At 67.8% G+C, this 16,195-nt stretch carries 13 protein-coding genes; 9 read left to right on the top strand and 4 right to left on the bottom strand.

Features of this window, described 5'->3' with window-relative positions; genetic code table 11:
• Positions 1-1,182: HNH endonuclease signature motif containing protein (locus BLU67_RS06280; RefSeq protein WP_143027352.1), on the top strand; the 1,182-nt coding region annotated here is incomplete at its 5' end.
• A gap of 161 nt (positions 1,183-1,343) precedes the next feature.
• On the opposite strand, the gene gndA is transcribed toward BLU67_RS06280, so the two are convergent.
• The gene (gndA, locus tag BLU67_RS06275) at positions 1,344-2,990 is read right to left on the bottom strand and encodes an NADP-dependent phosphogluconate dehydrogenase (protein WP_261977052.1); all 1,647 of its coding nucleotides are present in this window, start codon (positions 2,988-2,990) and stop codon (positions 1,344-1,346) included.
• Positions 2,991-3,218: 228 nt separating this feature from the next.
• Between gndA and BLU67_RS06270 the strand changes: the two genes are divergently transcribed.
• Complete coding sequence (locus tag BLU67_RS06270) at positions 3,219-3,923, top strand: FadR/GntR family transcriptional regulator (RefSeq protein WP_092563773.1); 705 nt, start codon at positions 3,219-3,221, stop codon at positions 3,921-3,923.
• A 37-nt stretch (positions 3,924-3,960) separates the two neighbouring features.
• Here the strand turns inward: BLU67_RS06270 and BLU67_RS06265 are convergent, their stop codons facing one another.
• Positions 3,961-5,037, bottom strand: a complete 1,077-nt coding sequence (locus tag BLU67_RS06265) for an App1 family protein (RefSeq protein WP_092563770.1) — start codon at positions 5,035-5,037, stop codon at positions 3,961-3,963.
• Positions 5,038-5,139: 102 nt separating this feature from the next.
• Between BLU67_RS06265 and BLU67_RS06260 the strand changes: the two genes are divergently transcribed.
• The 3 genes from BLU67_RS06260 to BLU67_RS06250 are packed head-to-tail and all read left to right on the top strand — an operon-like array spanning position 5,140 to position 7,968.
• Positions 5,140-6,138, top strand: a complete 999-nt coding sequence (locus BLU67_RS06260; protein WP_092563767.1) for a substrate-binding domain-containing protein — start codon at positions 5,140-5,142, stop codon at positions 6,136-6,138.
• 10 nt (positions 6,139-6,148) lie between these two features.
• Positions 6,149-7,183, top strand: a complete 1,035-nt coding sequence (locus BLU67_RS06255) for an ABC transporter permease (protein WP_092563764.1) — start codon at positions 6,149-6,151, stop codon at positions 7,181-7,183.
• A complete protein-coding gene (locus BLU67_RS06250) occupies positions 7,180-7,968 on the top strand; it encodes an ATP-binding cassette domain-containing protein (protein ID WP_092563761.1) in 789 nt (262 codons plus the stop codon). Before BLU67_RS06255 ends, BLU67_RS06250 begins: the two co-directional genes overlap by 4 nt.
• Positions 7,969-8,048: 80 nt before the next feature.
• On the opposite strand, the gene BLU67_RS06245 is transcribed toward BLU67_RS06250, so the two are convergent.
• A complete protein-coding gene (locus BLU67_RS06245) occupies positions 8,049-9,302 on the bottom strand; it encodes an MFS transporter (protein WP_092563758.1) in 1,254 nt (417 codons plus the stop codon).
• Positions 9,303-9,517: 215 nt separating this feature from the next.
• The gene (pgm, locus tag BLU67_RS06240; protein ID WP_092563755.1) at positions 9,518-11,218 is read right to left on the bottom strand and encodes a phosphoglucomutase (alpha-D-glucose-1,6-bisphosphate-dependent); all 1,701 of its coding nucleotides are present in this window, start codon (positions 11,216-11,218) and stop codon (positions 9,518-9,520) included.
• An 88-nt stretch (positions 11,219-11,306) separates the two neighbouring features.
• On the opposite strand from pgm, the gene BLU67_RS06235 reads away from it, so the two are divergent.
• The 4 genes from BLU67_RS06235 to BLU67_RS06220 all read left to right on the top strand — a co-directional run bounded on the left by BLU67_RS06235 (position 11,307) and on the right by BLU67_RS06220 (position 16,134).
• Positions 11,307-11,657 carry a rhodanese-like domain-containing protein gene (locus BLU67_RS06235; RefSeq protein WP_092563752.1) on the top strand — a complete coding sequence of 117 codons (351 nt, stop codon included), beginning with the start codon at positions 11,307-11,309 and terminating at the stop codon, positions 11,655-11,657.
• 39 nt (positions 11,658-11,696) lie between these two features.
• Positions 11,697-14,117 carry an FdhF/YdeP family oxidoreductase gene (locus tag BLU67_RS06230; RefSeq protein WP_092563749.1) on the top strand — a complete coding sequence of 807 codons (2,421 nt, stop codon included), beginning with the start codon at positions 11,697-11,699 and terminating at the stop codon, positions 14,115-14,117.
• 8 nt (positions 14,118-14,125) lie between these two features.
• Positions 14,126-15,175, top strand: coding sequence for a formate dehydrogenase accessory sulfurtransferase FdhD (locus BLU67_RS06225; protein WP_222842399.1), 1,050 nt, complete (start codon positions 14,126-14,128; stop codon positions 15,173-15,175).
• Between the two features lie 95 nt (positions 15,176-15,270).
• Positions 15,271-16,134, top strand: coding sequence for a DUF5926 family protein (locus tag BLU67_RS06220; protein ID WP_092563742.1), 864 nt, complete (start codon positions 15,271-15,273; stop codon positions 16,132-16,134).
• The last annotated feature ends 61 nt before the right edge of the window (positions 16,135-16,195 follow it).

Below are 16,195 nucleotides of genomic sequence, written 5' to 3'. Positions count from 1 at the left end.
ATCCAAGACGGTGAGTTTGGGGCGAACCTGTTCGCCCACATCCCCGCCGAATACTTGCGCATCTTGATGCCAGCATTGGAGAAGAAAGCCGAAGCCATCGCAAGAGCCCAACGCCACAGCAAAACCCGCAAGGCTGCCGACCGGAAGACCCGGTTGTTGGATGCCTTGTTCACCACCATGACCGGCCACTACCCACCCGAGCCCGACGACCTCACCCACCTCACCGGCAACGACACCGGGCGGGAGGCCACCAACCCGGAACCATCCCTCTTCGACAACGAAGACCCCTTCGACGGGCAGGACCCGTTCGATGACAACGACCCCTCGGGCGATGACAGTGACGGCCCATCCGGTAACGGCGGTGGGAGCCCGCGCCCGAATAACCCTGGTGGCAATGGAAGTCATGGAGCCCATATGGAGGGCCCGGAAGCGGACTCCTTTGAAGATGATGCCGAATCCTTGACCGACCGCATCATGGCAGATGATGACTTCACCAATGGCGACACGTCCCGTCCCAGTGCTGCTACCACGACGGTAGCTACCGGAACCGGACCCGAAGCCACCAAGTTGACTCCGGCGCCACCCGCCCCGCACATAGTGTCAGCAGACGATGCGCTGCTCGCTTTTCCGGAGCGTACCCGCCACATTTGGGACACGCGCAAAGCAGACCGAGGACGAGAAACCCGCCTCGCCAACAAAAAACTACGCAAACTCTTAGCCCTCCGGGATGGGGGATGTGTCTTCCCCATGTGCACCGACCCACCCGAAGGATGCGTAGCCCACCACATCATCTCCTGGGAAAGCGGCGGCCCCACCAACCTCACCAACCTGGCCTTAGTGTGCTCACGTCATCATCCCCGAGTCGAAAAACCACCCGGCGACCCCAACAGCTGGACCATCATCATCGACCAAAACGGGATCCCAGCAGCCAGGCCACCCCGAAGAATCGACCCCGACCAACAACCCATCTACCACCCGCGCCTGACGCCGCCCATTGTTGCCATCCCCAAACCAGGCGCACCACCCAGCCCGGACCATCAACCCCTCACCACCACCGCGAACACCGATACCGCGATGACACCTGAGGCAACGCAGACAAGCGCGGCAGGACAGTCGCGCGGCTTCACCCTGGCCAACGACTGGCGCTTCGACGAAGCCCTCAACGGACCACCACCCTTTTGATGCGGGCAGCATTCCACTGCCAAAAGAAAGCCGCTCCGATACTTCAGATGAGTATCGGAGCGGCTTTCTGGTGTCAACGAGGCTCTCACGCTCGCCAGCGATGACGCGAAGTCGGAGCTGAGGAGCTAGGTGGGAGTTGAAACGCTGGAGGCTGGAAGGCTCTAGCCGACTTTTTCCTCGGCGCCGTCTTCCGCCCAGCGGGTGTGGAAGATGCCGTCCTTATCGATGCGTGCGTAGGTGTGCGAGCCGAAGTAGTCGCGCAGTCCCTGGATGAGCGCCGCGGGCAGTCGGTTCACGCGGACGCCGTCATAGTAGGCGAGGGATGCGCCGAAGGCTGGCACCGCCACCCCGTGCAACGCGGCTTGGGCGACGATGCGGCGCAGCGCCGGGATGCATTCTTCGACGGTGGCGCGGAAGTGGGGAGCCGCGAGCAGTAGCGGAACGTCGGTCTCGCCGCCGGAGGAACCTTCCGCATCCGCGGTTTCCGCATCGGGAGTGTGGGTGCCGGAATGCTCGCCCGCGGCGTGCTCGGAGTCCGTCGAGGCCTCATTGGCGGTACCGGCGCCGTCCTTGTCCGGCTCATCGCCCGCTCCGGCGTCACCATCAGAGGTTGCGGCCGGGATGACGTGGTCCGCATCGTAGGCAGCGGCGATCTCGTCGAGGAAGCGCGCCCGGATAATGCAGCCCGCGCGCCAGATCTTGGCGACGGCGCCGAGGTCGATGTTCCAGTCGTATTCGAGGGCAGCGGCGGCGATCTGGTCAAAGCCCTGGGAGTAGGCGACGACCTTGGAGGCGTACAGGGCGCGGCGCACGTCCTCGATGAAGGCGTCCCGGTCGGTCACGTCCCATGCTTCGGCGAGGGCCTGCAGGTCCGCGCCGGCTTCGCGCTGCGGCACGGAAGAGGACAGGGCACGCGCAAACGTCGCCTCTGCGATCCCCGTGATCGGCACACCGAGGTCGAGGGCATCCTGCACCGTCCAGCGGCCGGTGCCCTTTTGCCCGGCCTGATCGACAATGACGTCGACGAGCGGCTTGCCGGTTTCCTCATCGACCTTGGCGAGCACCTCGCTCGTGATCTCAATGAGGTAGGACTCGAGCTCGGTTTCGTTCCATGCGGCAAAGACCTTCGCCATCTCCGCCGGCGTCATGTCCAGGGCACCGCGCATCAGCGCGTAGGCTTCGGCGATGAGCTGCATGTCGGCGTATTCGATGCCGTTGTGCACCATCTTGACGTAGTGGCCCGAACCGTCGGTCGAAATGTGCGTCGTGCACGGTTCGCCGTCCTCGGCGCGCGCGGCAATCGCCGTGAGCAGCGGCCCGACCCGCTCGTAGGCTTCGTCGGAGGCACCGGGCATGATCGACGGGCCGTTGAGCGCACCCTCGGCGCCGCCGGAAACGCCCGCTCCGACGAAGAGCAGCCCGCGCTCGGCGAGCTCCTTCTCGCGTCGGATCGTATCGGTGTACAGCGCATTGCCGCCGTCGATGATGATGTCGCCCGGCTCCAGGTACTGCGCGACGCGCTCAATCACCTGGTCGGTGATCTCGCCTGCGACGACCATGACGAGCACGACGCGCGGCGTCTTCAGCGAGGCAACGAAATCCGCCATGTCGTCGGCGGGGACAAACTGGCCCTCCTCGCCGTGCTCGTTAATGACGTCGGCCGTCATGTCCGGGGTGACGTTGTGAATCGCGACGGTGTAGCCGTGGCGCGCGAAGTTTCGGGCCAGCCGCGAGCCCATGACTCCCATCCCAGTGACGCCGAGATCGGCGACGGCGACGGGGGGCGTGGCGAATACGTGCTCGGTCATGGTGCTCCTAGCGTGAGGACGGATAGCGTCTGCCTCCCATTGTCACCCTGCCCGGCGGCAATTTCACGTTCATCCGCCGCGCCGGCTCGCGGAGCACCGCGCCGGGCTCTTCGTTCGGGCAACCGAAGATTGCCCATAGGGTAAGGTGCCCGCGTCCGTTAGGATGGCCCCTAAAGGATGATGACGTTCGATGGTCAGAAAACCACGACACCAGGGGGATGACGCATAGTGGCGACAGAGCTTGTTGATGAGCTCGGAGCCCGGATCGCTAATCGCGAGATAGCGGCCGGCTCGACATTTACGATCGCAGATATCTGCGACAAGTACGGCCTATCACGGACCGTGGCGCGCGAGGCAATGCGCGTGTTGGAAGACAAGGGCATGCTTGTGCCGAAGCGCCGGGTGGGCCTGCAGGTCACGCCCATCTCGGAATGGACGCCCTTCGATCCGGCGATTATTCGCTGGCGGCTGGCGGGACGCGCCCGCAAGGAGGAGCTGCAGGCGCTCGGGGAGTTGTGCACCGCGCTCGCGCCGTGGGCGTGCTGGTATTCGGCCAACCGTGCCAGTGAGGCCGACCGCGAATTGATGCTCGCCTACGCGCAGCGCATGGTGACGCTGCTCGGCGAGGAGCGGTTCGCGTCGTTCGTCGACCTCGAAATCTCCTTCCAGTGCGTGCTCTACCGTTCGGCGAACAACCGCCTCTTCGACGGGATTGCAAACCTCATCGGCGACGTTATTCGGACGACGTATGGGCAGCGGCCCGAGCGGCTACTCGGCGATGACTCGGTGGGGCATTCCTACTGCGAGCTGGCCGAGGCGATCCGCTGCGGAGACGCGGAAGCGGCGCGCAATGCGATGATGGCGATCCTCGCGCACCTGGGCTTCGATAGTTTTCAGGGTTTCAGCCTCGAGCCGCTGATCTCGCGCAGCTAGGCCTGCCGCGCTTAGCCGCCGCGCTTAGCCGCCGCGCTTAGGCCCGCTCCGGTGCTTGCGCGACGAACTGTTCGACGACGGGGAGCACCTGGGTGGCGAGCTCACGGCCCGTCGGCCCTGTCACCACCGGCACGCTGGAAGACAGTTCGTCCTCGCAGACCTCGGGGGCGGATTTATCGCCCGGACCCGTATCGGGCGTGCCGTGCGCGAGGACCTGCTGGGCCGCGGTGAGTTCGCGGATCGCGATGAGCAGCGTGCGATCGGGATGCTCCTTGGCGAACTGGCCGTAGATCATCGGGTCGTGCTGGCCGTCGTCGCCGATGAGGAGCCAGGTGAGCTGCGGGTACCACTCGCTGAGCGCGGCGAGCATGGCACGTTTGTGTTCCTGCCCGGAGCGGAACCAGCCGGTTTGCGTCGGTCCCCAGTCGGTCAGCAGGAGCGGGCCGTCGGGATAACCATTGGCCGCGAGGAAGCGCCGCAGCACCGAGAACGTGTTCCACGCGCCCGTCGAGAGGTAAAAGACGGGCAACTCCGGGCAGCGCGCCGTCAGCGCGGTGTACAGCTCCGGCATGTGCGGCACCGGTTTGCGGGTGGAGGTGCGAAGCACGAAGGAGTTCCAGAAGGCGAGCAGCGGGCGCGGCAGCATCGTGACGAGCACCGTGTCGTCGATATCGGAAATGAGGCCGAGGCGCTGGTTATCGCCAATGATTTCGACGTCGGCACGAGTGACGGCGGCGCCCTCGGCGTGCACGTAAGCGCGGTGTCGACCGGGCGGCAGCCCGTGGCCTTCAAGCACGACGTCGATATAACCGTTGCGGTCCGTGTGGGTGTGGGTGATCGCCGCGCCGAGCTGGATCGTGACGGGCAGGTTCGCGGCGTGCACCGTCATGAAATTGCGCCAGCCGCGCTGGGCACGCGCGACGGGTTCGGGCAGGGACGACGGCTTCGGCGCGGGGCGCGAGAGCAGCACCCGCACCAGGACGCGGGCGCGCTCGCTGGTGCCGTAGCCGAAATAGCCGAGGACGCGGGGGCGGAAGCCGAAGCGGCGAACGAGGGGTTCAACGCGCGCGTGCAGCGCGTCTTCCAGGATCGAACCGGTGCGAGAAAATCCCATGCCTTCAGGCTACGGGAGGACCGGGCCGCAAACGACTTGGCGCGTGACCTAGCACACGGAGTAGGCTGGCGGGCAGAATCGCCCGCCCCACTGGAGGATCCCATGCGACGCATTCTCGCGTTTGCCGCCTGCGCGCTGAGCGCTATGACCTTAACCGCCTGCACCAACGACGCCCCGAACACTACGACGACGAGCTCCGCCGCTGCCACCCAGCAGGGCTCCGGCTCCACCTCCGAGGGCGCCGATCTCACCTTCGCGATGGTCACGCACTCCGCGCAGGGCGACGCCTTTTGGGACATCGTCAAATCCGGTGGCGAGGACGCCGCCGCCACGATGGGCGTGACGATGACCTACCAGGCCGATCCGGATCCAGCCCAGCAGTCGATCCTCATCACGAATGCGATCGCCCAGGGCGTCGACGGCCTCATCGTCTCGATGGCGAACCCCGACGGGCTGAAAGAGGCGATCACGGCCGCCGTCGACGCCAAAATCCCCGTCATTACGATCAACTCCGGCATCGAGCGCTACAAGGAATTCGGCGCGATGACGCACGTCGGCCAGAGCGAGGAGCTCGCGGGCGAAACGGCCGGCGAGCAATTCAAGGCCGCGGGCAAAAAGCGCATGATCTGCGTGATCCACGAGGCGGGCAATATCGGCCAGGAGCAGCGCTGCGCGGGCGCGGCCAAGACGTTTGGCGGCCAGGCGGAGAACCTCCAGGTCGACATTTCCGATCTCGCCTCGGCGCAAAACACCATCACCGCCAAGCTGCAGGCCACCCCCGATATTGACGCCGTCTTCACGCTCAACGGTTCGATCACGAGCGCCGCGCTCAAGTCGATCGGCGACGCGTCCAGCTCGGCGATGATCGGCGGCATCGACCTCGACGCCGACGTCGTTTCGGCCATCAAGGACGGCTCGCTTGCCTTCGCCGTCGATCAGCAGCCCTATGCCCAGGGCTGGCTGCCGGTCGTCTTTTTGAAGCAGAAAGTGATCGACGCGATGGACACCGGCGGCGGCCAGCCCGTCTACTCCGGCCCGCTCGTCGTCACGAAGGACAACGTCGAGCAGATCGCCGACGCGATCCAGCGCGGCAAGCACTAACCGGGCAACGATGACTGAGCGCGAAAAACCCGACGAACGAGCCGTCGCCACCTCCCACCTCACCACCGTGATGCGACGCCCCGAGATCGGGGCGGTCATCGCCGCCGTCGCCGTGCTCGTCTTTTTCGCGCTGAACACGACGACCTTCCTCACTCCCGCCGGGATCTCGACGTGGCTGGAGTCCTCCGCGACGATCGGGATCATGGCCGTGGCCGTCGCGCTGCTCATGATCGGCGGGCACTTCGACCTGTCCGCGGGCGTCATGACCGGCACGACCGCGCTGTTCGTCGGCATCCTCGCCGGCACCTACGGCGTGAACCTGTGGCTCGCGGTCATCCTCGCGCTTGTCCTCGCGCTCGCCATCGGGGCGGCCAACGGCGCGATCGTTTTGCGCACCGGCCTGCCGTCCTTCATCGTCACCCTCGCGACGTTTTTCATCCTGCAGGGCATCAACCTCGCGGTCACGAAGCTGCTCACCGGCACCGTCGCGCTGCAAGGAATCGACAAAATCTCGGGCTTTTTCACCGTCCGGCAGCTCTTCGGCTCGACGCTGCATCTCGGCCCGTTCGCGATTAAAGCACCCGTCATTTGGTTCATCGTCGTCACGGCGATCGCCACCTGGGTGCTGCAGCGCACGCGCGTCGGCAACCATATTTTCGCCGTCGGCGGGGACCGGAGCGCCGCGCGGGCAGTCGGCGTGCGCGATATCCGCACCATCATGGCACTGTTCATGACGACGTCGGCCGCGGGCTGGCTCGTGGGCATGCTCGCGCTGTTCAAGGTCGGCACCGCGCAGGCGACGACGGGCGTCGGCCAGGAGTTCATCTACATCATTTGCGCCGTCGTCGGCGGCTGTATGCTCACCGGCGGCTTCGGCTCCGCGATCGGCGCGGCCTTCGGGGCGCTCATCTACGGCATGACCTACCAGGGCATCGTCTACGCCGGCTGGGACAACAACTGGCTGAAAACCTTCCTCGGGATCATGCTGCTCGCGGCCGTGCTTGTGAACTGGTCCGTCGCACGCCGAGCGGGGGTGCGCTCATGAGCGAGGCCATCATCGAGGCGCGCGGCCTCGGCAAGACCTTCGCCTCCGTCATCGCGCTGCGCGATATCGACCTTTCGGTGCGCTCGGGCGAAGTCACCTGCATCCTCGGGGACAACGGCGCCGGTAAATCGACGCTCATCAAAATCCTCGCGGGCGTGCATGAGCATTCCGCCGGCGACTTCCTCATCGACGGCGAGCCGCAGCGCCTGACCTCCCCGCGGCAAGCGCTCCTGGCCGGGATCGCCACCGTCTACCAGGACCTCGCGATGGTCCCGCTCATGAGCGTGTGGCGCAATTTCTTCCTCGGCTCCGAGCGTGTGGGCCTGTTCGGCACGCTGAAAATCGGCGAGATGAAGCGCACCACCCGCCGTGAGCTCGCCGCGCTCGGCATCGATATCCGCGACGTCGAGCAACCCGTCGGCACGCTCTCCGGCGGGGAGCGCCAGTCCGTCGCGATTGCGCGCGCCATCCACCGCGGCGCCCGCGTCTTGATCCTCGACGAACCGACGGCGGCGCTCGGCGTCAAGCAGTCCGGCGTCGTCTTGAAGAACATCCAGGCGGCGCGCGAGCGCGGGATCGCGGTCATCTTCATTACGCACAACCCGCAGCACGCCTATCTCGTCGGGGACCAGTTCCTCGTCCTGAACCGCGGCGCCTCCCTCGGGACGTACGCGAAGGCCGGCATCAGCCTTGAGGAGCTCACCCATCTCATGGCCGGTGGCGCCGAACTCGATGCCCTGACCGACGAACTGGACGCTTCGCCGGACCTGCGGGCTGATGAGTAGTGACCTCAAGGTTTAAGCGACTGCGGATTTCACTGGTGGCGGTGCGCTAGAGGGGTGAACGCGCTAGAGGCGGGAACGCGCTAGAGGCGCGAGGTCGTGATCGAGCGGCGAATCACGGGCAGCGTCGCGAGCACCATGATCGTGGCGCCGACGGCTCCTGCGACCGCGACGTAGAAACCGGCGTGGCCGCCCTTGGCGTCGATGATGGCGCCGGCGATGGCCGAGCCGAGCGAGACTCCCGCGGAGTTTGCCGTCGCCATCCATGTCAATCCCTCCGTCAGCCGCGAGGCGTGGACCACCTGCTGGATGACGGCGTTGGCGTTAATGAACGTCGGTGCGATGGCGAATCCCGTCGCGAACATGACGGCGCCCAGCACCAGCAGCGAGTGGATGAACAAGAACAGCGAGGATCCGGCGGCGAGCGCGATGACGCCGATTGCCAAGCGCATCGTGAGGGTGGCGTTCCAGACGCGCGCGCCGTACAGCAGCCCGGAGATCAGGGAGCCGAAGGCGAAGATGCCGAGGAGGACGCCCGCGAGCGATTCGCGGCCAAACTCCTTGGAGACGGCGACGGTGGAGACGTCCGTCGCGCCGAAGATGACGCCGATGCACGCCATGACGACAATGAGCGACCACATGGCGGGCAGGGTGAGGACGCCGGGGGCGGCGTCGCTTGCGCGGGCGTGCGGATCGTCGACGGCGTCTTCCCACAGTTCGCGTTTGCGCTTCGTGCGGCGTTGCGCCGGGGGCTCGGTGGCGGTGAGCGAGAGGAACCAGAAACCGCCGATGAGCGAGAAGGCGATGGCGGCGATGATGGCGGAGGGCGCCGCGAGGGTCGTCGCGAGGATGGTAGCGAGCACCGGCCCGATGACGAACACGACCTCGTCGAGGGCCGATTCCAGCGCGTAGGCGGTGTGGAGCTCGCGGGCGTCGGCCACCGTGATGGACCAGCGGGCGCGCACGAGCGCGCCAATCGAACCCGTGGCGGTGCCGGCGATGGCGGCCGCAATGAGCAGCAGCGCGGCGGGCGCGCGGGTGATCGTTGCCGCGACGAGGGCGGCGAGCCCGAGGTTGAAGATCGCGAGCGCGGGGCGCATGATGCGGGCCTGGCCGTATTTGTCGACGAGGTTCGCGAGCATGGGCGCGGCGGCGGCCATCGTCACGACGTAGACGGCCGAGACGGCGCCCGCCAGGCCGTAACTGCCGTAGGTGTGCTCGATCATCAAAATGATGCTGAGGCCCGTCATCGCGAGCGGTAGGCGCGCCACTAACCCCGTCGCCGAAAATGCGAGAGCGCCGGGGTGGGAGAGGATCGCAGCATAGGGGTTCGCCACCCCTGGATCGTCTCACACCGAGCAGGGCAGATTTCGCCCTCGCCGGTAGGTTACGGCGCACACTTTCGCAGCCGGCGCCGGCGGACGGCTGGCGGCGACGGCTGACGGCTGGCGGCGACGGCTGACGGCGGGCGACGGGCGACGGGCGGCGGGCGGCCCGGTCGTTCGAGCCGCGCGGCTCGGAGGTGGGAGCCGCGCGGCCGGAAGCTCAGCGGCTAGCTGCCGAGGGCCTCGTCGACGACCTGTTTCGCGTCGGCCTGCACCTGCTGAAGGTGCTGTTCACCGCGGAAGGACTCGGCGTAGATCTTGTAGACGTCCTCCGTGCCCGAGGGTCGCGCCGCGAACCAGGCGTTGTCGGTCGTGACCTTCAGGCCGCCGATCGGCGCGTCGTTGCCGGGCGCGCGCACGAGTTTCGCGGTGATCGGATCGCCCGCGAGCTCGGTGCTCGTGACGTCCTCGGGGCTGAGCGCCGCGAGTTTGGCCTTCTGCTCGCGGTTTGCCGGTGCGTCGATCCGCGCATAGACGGACTCGCCGAAGCGTTCCGTCAGCTCGCGGTGGAGCTCGGAGGGGCTCTTCGCGGTGCGCGCCATGATCTCGGCGGCGAGCAGGGCGAGGATGATGCCGTCCTTGTCCGTCGTCCAGACCGTGCCGTCCTTGCGCAGGAACGAGGCACCCGCGCTCTCCTCGCCGCCGAACCCGATCGAGCCGTCGATCAGCCCGGGCACGAAGTACTTAAAGCCGACGGGTACCTCGACGAGGCGCCGGCCGAGATCCGCCGTGACGCGGTCGATCAGCGAGGAAGACACGAGGGTCTTGCCGACGCCCGCGTCCGCGCGCCAGCCGTCGCGATGCGTGTAGAGGTAGGAGATGGCGACGGCGAGGAAGTGGTTGGGGTTCATGAGGCCGCCGTCGCGGGTGACGATGCCGTGCCGGTCGGAATCCGCGTCGTTGCCCGTCGCGATATCGAAGGGGGCATCGCCACTCATTTTCTCCCGCAGCGAGGCCATCGCGTACGGCGAGGAGCAATCCATCCGGATTTTGCCGTCCCAATCGAGCGTCATGAAGGACCAGCGCGGATCGACCTTGGGATTGACGACGGTGAGGTTCAGGCCGTAGCGCTCGGCGATGGCGCCCCAGTACTCGACGGAGGCGCCGCCGAGCGGGTCCGCGCCGATGCGCACGCCGGCGTCGCGGATGACGTCGAGATCCAGGACGTTCTTCAGTTCCTCGACGTAGGTGGCAAGGAAGTCGAAGCGCGTGGTGGTTTCGGCGGCGAGCGCCTCCTTCAGCGGCAGGCGGGCGATCTCGCGCCAGCCGGTGCGCAGCAGCTCGTTGGCGCGGCGGGCGATCCAGCTCGTGGCGTCCGAATCTGCGGGGCCACCGTGCGGCGGGTTGTACTTGAAGCCGCCGTCGCGCGGCGGGTTGTGGCTCGGGGTGATGACGATGCCGTCGGCGAGCCCGGGGCCCGTGCGGCGCAGCCCGGTGCTGGAGTTCGCGCCCGCACCCGCGCCCGCGCGAGAGCCCGCGCCGTTGGCTTGCAGGATCGCGAGCGAGACCGCGGGGGTGGGCGTGTACCCGTCGCTCGCGTCGATTCGCACCTCGACGCCGGCGGCGGCCAGCACCTCGAGCGCGGAGTCGAAGGCGGGCTTGGACAGCGCGTGCGTGTCACGCCCGATAAACAGCGGGCCGTCGGTGCCCTGGCTGCGGCGATACTCCACGATCGCGGCCGTCGTCGCCACGATATGCGCCTCATTAAAGGCCGTATCGAAGGCGGAGCCGCGGTGCCCGGACGTCCCAAACACCACCTGCTGGTCCGGATTATCCGGATCGGGTTCCTTGTCGTAGTACGCCGCGATGAGGGCGTCGACGTCGATCAGATCTTCTTCGCGTGCCACCTGGCCGGCTCGTTCATGCATGCCTCCATTGTCCCCGCCCGGGCGCGCTTTCGCGCGGTGCTTCGCCGCTGTGCGGGCCAAAATTGCCCATACGTGCCACCATTGACCCATGGCTATTCCGCACACGCCCCAGACCATCACCGTCGCTGATCTCGACGTCACCGATCCGGTGCCCGACGGCTACGTCCTGCTTGATGTCCGCGAGGACGAGGAGTGGGAGGCGGGCCACGCGCCGGGCGCGCTGCACATTCCGCTCGGCGATCTGCCCGATCGCATCGACGAACTGCCCGACGAGGATCTGCTCGTCGTGTGCCGGACCGGGGGCCGCTCCGGGCGCGCGGCCGCGTGGCTGAATCAGAACGGCTATGACGCCTACAACGTCGACGGTGGAATGACGTCCTGGCACCAGGCGGGGCTGCCCGTCACGAGCGAGGACGGCTCGGTCCCCGAGATTCTGTAGCGCGGGCCCCCGATTGTGGAGCCGAGTAAAGGAGCAGCGATGGCTGATGCGAGACGGGCCCGCGAGGCGGGCGACGCGGGCGAGGCCGGCCAGGCGGGGGAGGCCGGCCAGGCGGGGGAGGTCGGCGAGGCGCAGAGCGCAACCGCCTATGACGATCCGCGGGTGGGGCCGCGCCAGCGCGCCGCCGCAGGCTTCGGCGGCATCCACCACGCGATGGACTTCGCGATCCGCGACCGCGCGCTGCTGCCGCTCATCACGCTGAACAAGCCCGGGGGAGTGGACTGCCCGGGCTGCGCCTGGCCCGATCCGAAGCCCGGCGAGGAAGGCATCGTCGAGTTTTGCGAAAACGGCGCGAAAGCCGTCGCGGAAGAAACGACGGCGCGGCGCTGCACCCCGGAGTTCTTCGCCGAGCATTCGATTGCCGAGCTGCGGGAGTTCACCGATTACGAGCTCGGGCGCGCCGGCCGCCTCACCACGCCCATGCGCCTCGCGCCGGGCGATACGCACTATCGCCCGATCAGCTACGAGCAGGCCTACGACGAGATTGCTGCCCACCTCGGCGCGATCAAGCCCGAGGAGGCCGTCTTTTACACCTCGGGGCGAACGTCGAATGAGGCCGCTTTCATGTACCAGCTGCTCGCGCGGCGTCTCGGGACGAACAACCTTCCGGACTGCTCGAACATGTGCCACGAGTCCTCGGGCGCGGCGCTCGGCACGACGATTGGCATCGGCAAGGGCACGGTGACGCTTGAGGACATCCACCGCGCGGGCCTCATCATCATCGTCGGGCAAAACCCCGGCACGAACCACCCGCGGATGCTCGCGGCGCTGGAGAAGCAAAAGGCGGCCGGCGGGCGCATCGTCGCGCTCAACCCGCTGCCGGAAGCGGGGCTGAAGAACTTCAAAAACCCGCAAACGATCCGCGGCATGCTGCGCGGCGGCACGGACCTCGCCGACGAATACATGCGCATCCGCGTTAACGGCGATCTCGCGTTCTTCCAGGCGCTCAGCCGCGAACTCATCCGCCGCGACGCGCTCGATACGGACTTCCTCGCCACCTACTGCACCGGCACTGAGGCTGCCATCGAGCACCTGTTGGCGCTGTCCGACGACGAGGTGCGCGCGGCGACGGGACTGCGGCCCGAGGCGATCAGCCGCGTCGCGGACCTCGTGCAAGAGGCCGACGGCGTGATCGTCTGCTGGGCGATGGGGCTGACGCAGCACAAAAACTCGGTGCCGACGATCCGCGAGATCGTCAACTTCCTGCTGCTGACGGGCAACATGGGCAAGCCCGGCGCGGGTGCCTGCCCGGTGCGCGGCCACTCCAACGTTCAGGGCGATCGCACCGTCGGGATTTGGGAGAAACCGCCGGAGCATTTCCTTGCGGCGCTCGATCGGGAGTTCGGCTTTGCTGCGCCGCGCAAGCACGGCTACGACACCGTCGAGGCGATCCGCGCGATGCGCGACGGCGCGGTGCGCTTCTTCATGGCGATGGGCGGCAACTTCGTGCGGGCTACGCCGGATACGGCCGTGACGGAGGCGGCGATGGCGCGTGTGGACCTCACGGTGCACGTCTCGACCAAGCTCAACGGCTCGCACCTGCACCCGGGCGCGACCTCGATCATCTTGCCGACGCTCGGCCGCACGGACGAGGACCGCCAGGCGGGCCGGATCCAGTCTGTGAGCGTCGAAGACTCGATGGGCATGGTGCACGCCTCCACCGGGCGGCGCACCGCCCACCGCGGCCTGCACTCCGAGCCGCGCATCGTCGCGGAGATCGGGCATCGCGCCTTTGGTGAGGCGTACTGGCGGGCCATGGCGGACGATTACCGCGTCGTACGGCGCCACATCGAAGCGACGGTTCCCGGGTTTGAGCGTTACGAGGAACGCATCGCGGCCCCGGGCGGTTTCGCGCTGCCGAATGGTCCGCGCGAGCGGCGCTTCGAGACGAGCGATGGCAAGGCGCACCTGAGCGTCAACGAGCTCGAGGTCCTGCAGTGCCCGCCCGGCCACCTCATCCTGCAAACGGTGCGCAGTCACGACCAGTACAACACGACGATCTACGGGCTCGATGACCGCTACCGCGGGATCAGCGGCGGGCGCCGCGTCGTCTTTGTAAACCCCGCCGACTGCGCGGAGCTCGGCGTCGCGGATGGCGATATCGTCGACCTGATCTCCGTGGCGCCCGATGGCGAGCGGCGCGCGCCCAGCTTCCGCGTTGTCGCCTATGACACCGCGCGGCAATGCGCGGCGGCGTACTTCCCGGAGACGAACGTGCTCGTGCCGCTGGATTCGACGGCCGAGACGAGCAATACGCCGACGAGCAAGTCGATCATTATCCGGCTGGAGCCCGCGGCCGGGCAGGCCGGGGTTGCGTCCGGCGAGGAGTATGCGGCGTCCGGCGCGGAATATGCGGCGTCCGGCGCGGAACAGGCGGCCGCCACGGCTGCGCGCGCGTAAGGGGAGCCGTGGGCAGGATTACGCGCAAATTGCGGATGACGCGCGTCGTCGTCCGCGGTGTTGCTGGTGCGCCCGAGGTCGGTGTCGCTGGTGCGCCCGAGGTTGGTGACGCTGGTGCGCCCGAGGTCATCATTGGCGGTCGCGCCGATACCGTCGCCGTGGAGGAGCCGCTCGAGATTCGCGTCGCGGGTCAGTCGCTGATGACGACGATGCGGACGCCCGGCGCTGACGTCGAGCTCGTCCACGGCCTGCTGTACTCCGAGGGCCTCATTCGCGCCGGCGCCGATATCGCGCAGGTGCGTTACTGCGGCGGGACATGCGGGCAGAACGAGAATACGTTTAACGTCGTCGACGTGGATCTCGCGCCCGGGCTCGCGCCGCCCGATCTGTCCGGCCGGCGGCTGCTCACGACGACGAGCGCGTGCGGGATTTGCGGCACGACGTCGATCGAGCAGGTGATGGCGCGCCGCGCCGCCGCTCTTGCTGGGGCAGGCGCGATGGCTGGGCGGGATTCGCTCGCCGGAGCGGGTGGCGAGGCTCGGGATGATGGTAGCGAAAGTGCGGGCGAGGCGCGGTTTGACCCGCAAGTGCTCGTTCGCCTGCCGGAGCTCCTGCGTGAGCGCCAAACGGCGTTCGCCACCACCGGCGGCATCCACGCCGCGGGCATTTTCACCGGCGGCGGCCATCCCGTCGTCATTCGCGAGGACGTCGGGCGCCACAACGCCGCCGATAAAGCAATTGGTGCGCTGCTGATGTCGGGTGCCTTGCCGGCCGTGGGTGCCCCTGGCGCTCGCGGGGAAACGGACGGTACTGGCGCTCGCGGCGGGATAGCCGGACCTGGCGGTGCTGGGAGTGACGATCGCCCTGCCATTCTTGCGCTATCGGGGCGCGCGTCATTCGAACTCGTGCAGAAGGCCGCCATGGCTGGGCTGGGCGCCGTCGTCGCCGTATCCGCGGCATCCTCCCTCGCCATCGACCTCGCCGCGGACGCGGGAATCCTCCTTGCCGGGTTTACGCGCGAGGGCCGCATGAACGTCTACACGGGGCGGACTCGCTAGCGCAGGCGCGGACACGCTAGCGCAGGCGCGGGGACGTTAGCGCGGGCGCGGAGTCGTTAGCGCCTTAGTCGCGGCCAGGACGTATCCTTGTCGTCATGGGAAAAAAGAACCGTAAGAAGGACCGCGCCGCGAAGCCGAAGCGCCAGGAGGTCGCGTTCGTCGAGCGCCCGTTTGAGGGTCTGGCGGGCGAAACCGATCTCGTCGCGATGCGCGAGCTCCTCCCGTCGGCCTCCGCGCCCCTGAAGCTCACCGGCGATCTCGCCGACGTGCCCGTTCTGCTCGTCACGCTGTTGCCGGAGATGTGGCCCGCGCTGCGTCGCGAGGATGGCACGGTCGTCGTCGCGCTGCAGGCCGCGACCCGCTCTGGCGATGCCTCGCGCGATATCGCGCACGCGATTGAATCCGCCGCCGCGCTCGCCCCCGGCACGCCGCTGCGTCACGTCGAACTGCCCGAGCCCGGCCCGCGCCTGCAAGACATCGTCGATCCCGAGGCCGCGTGGGAGCTCACCGTGCACGACGATTTCGCCTACTGGGTGGATCCGAGCGCCGAGCGTTCGCCCGAGCTCGACCAGGCCCTCGAGCAGGCAGCGGAGCACATCGTGCCGTCCGCGCCCGTCGCCGGTGTCGCGTCCGCCTTCTGGTGCCGCATGGGCAAGGAGTACCTGCGCTGGGTGCGCCCGGAGGACGAATACAGCTTGCTCGACGCGCTTGCCAAGCTTCACACCGACGGCGCGACGCAGCTGGAGGACGGCACCCGCCTCATCGGGTTCTTCCGCTCCTGCGGGTTGCTCGTCCCAGTGTGGGAGCTCAACCCGGGCAGCGAGGCCGACGAGCTCGACGCCGTCGCCGCCGCGTTCGAGGAGCGGCTCGGCAAGGCGCTGGCCGACGACGCGCCGCTCACGCCCGAGCAGCGCAGCGCCCGCTCCGGCCTCATCTCCCGCGAGGTGACGCTGCGCTAGCGTGCGTGCTCGCGCCTGCGCTAGCGTGTCCGCGCTCGCGTCCGCACCTGGGCGGGCGTTC

The sequence above is a fragment of the Bowdeniella nasicola genome (genome assembly GCF_900107735.1).
In the GTDB taxonomy this organism is placed as follows: Bacteria; Actinomycetota; Actinomycetes; order Actinomycetales; family Actinomycetaceae; genus Bowdeniella; species Bowdeniella massiliensis.
This window is presented reverse-complemented; position numbering and strand designations above follow the sequence as displayed.

Excerpts from the sequence above, each read along its gene's own strand:
- BLU67_RS06265 (WP_092563770.1), bottom strand. The coding sequence starts at position 5,037 with ATGGGATTTTCTCGCACCGGTTCGATCCTGGAAGACGCGCTGCACGCG.
- BLU67_RS06260 (WP_092563767.1), top strand. The coding sequence starts at position 5,140 with ATGCGACGCATTCTCGCGTTTGCCGCCTGCGCGCTGAGCGCTATGACC.
- BLU67_RS06230 (WP_092563749.1), top strand. The coding sequence starts at position 11,697 with ATGGCTGATGCGAGACGGGCCCGCGAGGCGGGCGACGCGGGCGAGGCC.
- gndA (WP_261977052.1), bottom strand. The coding sequence starts at position 2,990 with ATGACCGAGCACGTATTCGCCACGCCCCCCGTCGCCGTCGCCGATCTC.
- BLU67_RS06235 (WP_092563752.1), top strand. The coding sequence starts at position 11,307 with ATGGCTATTCCGCACACGCCCCAGACCATCACCGTCGCTGATCTCGAC.
- BLU67_RS06250 (WP_092563761.1), top strand. The coding sequence starts at position 7,180 with ATGAGCGAGGCCATCATCGAGGCGCGCGGCCTCGGCAAGACCTTCGCC.
- BLU67_RS06255 (WP_092563764.1), top strand. The coding sequence starts at position 6,149 with ATGACTGAGCGCGAAAAACCCGACGAACGAGCCGTCGCCACCTCCCAC.
- BLU67_RS06220 (WP_092563742.1), top strand. The coding sequence starts at position 15,271 with ATGGGAAAAAAGAACCGTAAGAAGGACCGCGCCGCGAAGCCGAAGCGC.
- pgm (WP_092563755.1), bottom strand. The coding sequence starts at position 11,218 with ATGCATGAACGAGCCGGCCAGGTGGCACGCGAAGAAGATCTGATCGAC.